This window comes from Bartonella sp. AP150HLJHH, from assembly GCF_042196385.1.
Lineage (GTDB): Bacteria > Pseudomonadota > Alphaproteobacteria > Rhizobiales > Rhizobiaceae > Bartonella.
In genome coordinates this window covers 1-2,976 of the sequence record NZ_JBHIQC010000068.1, presented here as the reverse complement: position 1 = coordinate 2,976, position 2,976 = coordinate 1, and the positions used below count along the sequence as shown (strand labels likewise).

The 2,976-nt window shown below is 46.4% G+C and carries 1 pseudogene; it reads right to left on the bottom strand.

Features of this window, described 5'->3' with window-relative positions:
* Positions 1–2,976: pseudogene (locus ACFING_RS09505) on the bottom strand (filamentous hemagglutinin); the annotation flags it as partial.

The following is a 2,976-nucleotide window of genomic DNA, read 5'->3' as shown; positions in this document are numbered from 1 at the left end:
ATTCTTTGAAGAGCCAAGCTCATGCAAGGCACCGGCAATATTGCCGCGATTATTGACAAGAGCCACAGCGCTTTTGTTAATCAGCGCTTGGACACCAGCCTGTATCGCCGCATTCATGGCGGTGCTCGAGCCAAGCCCCAAAGCACCGGTAATGGCACTGGCAGCGCCCGAGGCTGCTCCACCCGTAACCGCCGTGACAGCCAATGCCACGAGAGCCGCACCGGCTTCTGTCAGCCCTTGGGCTTTATAATCCCAGTCTTTAAATTCAGCCTTAACTGCTTGCCAATCCACTTGCTTGGATAATTCTGGATCATCACGCAGTTGCTTGATCCATGCCATGCCTGGAGAGCGAGACAATTGCTCAAGGGATTTGTCTAAATCACCGGTTGCCTGATACTCAACAACAAAGCCATCACCCGCATCAAGCTTTATGCCACCCTTAGCATCTATGGTGACATGCTCGATGGTCTCCTTAAGGTAACCTTTATCGCTCTCACTCCACCACACAAGGTTTTCATTACGCTGATAAACGTCCTTAAAATCTTGATCCTTGTTGGTCAGAAACTTGATCTTCCCCGTATCTGATGCCAAATGCGTCTGACCACCACTTGATAGCCCTGCCGCATCAAGCGTGAGATCTCCATTTTGCGCATGCATGGAGAGGTTGCCCTCTGTTTCTATCGTGGTTTTGTTTGTAGTAACTTCTGTTGATTGTTGACGAAACTTATTCTTTTGCTTCGATTTGTCGCCTTCTTTGCCCCTCAGATCCAAATCAAAACTGTTAAAATCTTGCTCTGAAATCGCGTTGAGAGCGCCACCACTGGTGAAATCCCCATTGCCCTTGGCTTTAAACTTTCCCCCAAGGTTAAGTTCACCACCTGTGACAATGGTCAAATCTCCATCACTGTTGACTTCTGTCAAACGGTGCTCACTGCTTTGGGCGTTATAATGCCCTTTTTCCAATGTCTCCTTATGGTCACTCTCTAGCACTAATGAACCAAACGTAGCAGAACCATCGACAATCACCGTCATCGGACCGCCACTGCTCCATTGGCCACCAGTCATGCTTAAATCGCCAAGGGAGTGAATGTTTAAATCCTGTATAGAAATGATTTGAGCCTGCTGCCCACTGCGATCAACAAAACCATATTCATTCGTGTCACGGATTTTTGCAGTCCCATCAATGATTGTCTTCGCATTGAGGGTGATGATATCCCCCAGAATAACACCGGAAGAATTGGCTAAAAGATCGCCACTGCTGAGATCTACAGCACCGCTGCCAAGCAAAAAACCACCATCATTAAACAAAGTTTGCGTAGTCGAAACATGCAATGCACCATTACTTGATATGGTGCCGCTATTGGTAAGACGGTCCGTCTCTATAGTGACGCCATTGCCTTTCAAACGTGCACTGGCAAGGTTTCCTTGCTGCGTTTTTGCCCCATAAACATCTTGTGCTAAAGAAGTGTTTGGTGCCAAATAAACGTGGGGTACCAAGACCTCTTGTCCGTCGACAAGGTGGGTCTCAAGCCAGATCATATCCTTTTTGATCCCAGCAATTTGCTGAGGCGTTAAGGGCTTGCCTAGCACTAACCCCAAGGGATCTTGCTGCTCCACAGCATTGTCATAGAGCCTTTGCATTTGAGCATTGGGATCTTCAACATCAAGAAGAGTGCGATTGCCTGTCAGTTCAAAGATTTGCTCACCCACCAGACGATATTCAAAATAAGCATCCCCCAACTTTTTGAACACGTGCTCAGGCTTATAATTGCCAATCTTTTTTAAGTAATAGTCCGATCCTAAAAATTTACTTGGGTTGATAAAATCTGGACGCGTCTCGACTAAAAATGGCACATCCGGTGTTTGGGTCTGGTCCAATTCTGTCTTAACAGAGTTAAGCCCATCTTGCGTTGGCACTTGTATGGATTCTGGTGCGGGTGTTTTTGTGCTTGGTGCAAAAAGCCCTTTGTGCCCTTTCAAACCATTGATAATACCGTCCAATCGATCATCACTAATCAGTGGTTTGGAACCGTCAAAATCGGTGTTTTTAACACCAGCCAACCCTTTATCGCCAGAGCTTAAGCCAACTTGCTCAACCCCCTCACGCACCGCATGATTATCAATATAGCCTGTCAACTTGGCATCAAGCGTGCCACCAGCTTCAATCGTGCCGTAAACAGCATCATAAGTGCGGACGGTTGTTTTGGTATCAGTAGTACTGCCATAATATGTTATGCCTGTAATACTACACCCTCCTAATAATGTGTGGCAATGTTTCTTCCTGCGATGTGTTTCAGTTACAATCTTTGTTGTTTCGATTAAATCGCGCCCCTCATTGAGCAGCGTATCACCCTGCATCTCAATGTTGCCATTAGCAGCAATCAAACTGTAGCTATTACGGATATCACCGGCATGAACCGTGAAATGGCGCCCTACTAAAATCTGTGCAGCTCCATTGGTAAAATGAGGCTGCTGACGAATGATCGTAGTGTCAACATCTTCCTTTATCTGGTGGTGTCTAACCTCGGTTTTTTTCCATTCTCCTCGCACGTAACTGTGAGAAACCACTTTATCGCTAACTTCAACTCCACCTTCACGCATGTTGGTAAGCGCTGAGACATCGAAGGTCATATCGCCTGACACGGCTTCTAAAAGACCCGAGCTGTTGATCACATGACCAGCCCGCTCTCCACTTAAACCACGGATGATGAGATTGTCTTCAGCAATGACATCGGCAAACTTATTAATAAAATCCCCATCTAAGGAGAAAATGGCAGATTTCTTGGCATAAATCAGCCCACTATTACTCAGATCAGCGCTCACATTGAGCGCAACCCCATCACCACTTGAACCAATACTGCCGGCATTGTCCAAAACATCTGCGGTTAAGACAAAAGCACCACCACTTTTGAGAACACCGTCTTCACCATTTAAAACCAGAGCAACTTGCCCCAATGACGGATCATGACTTTTTGC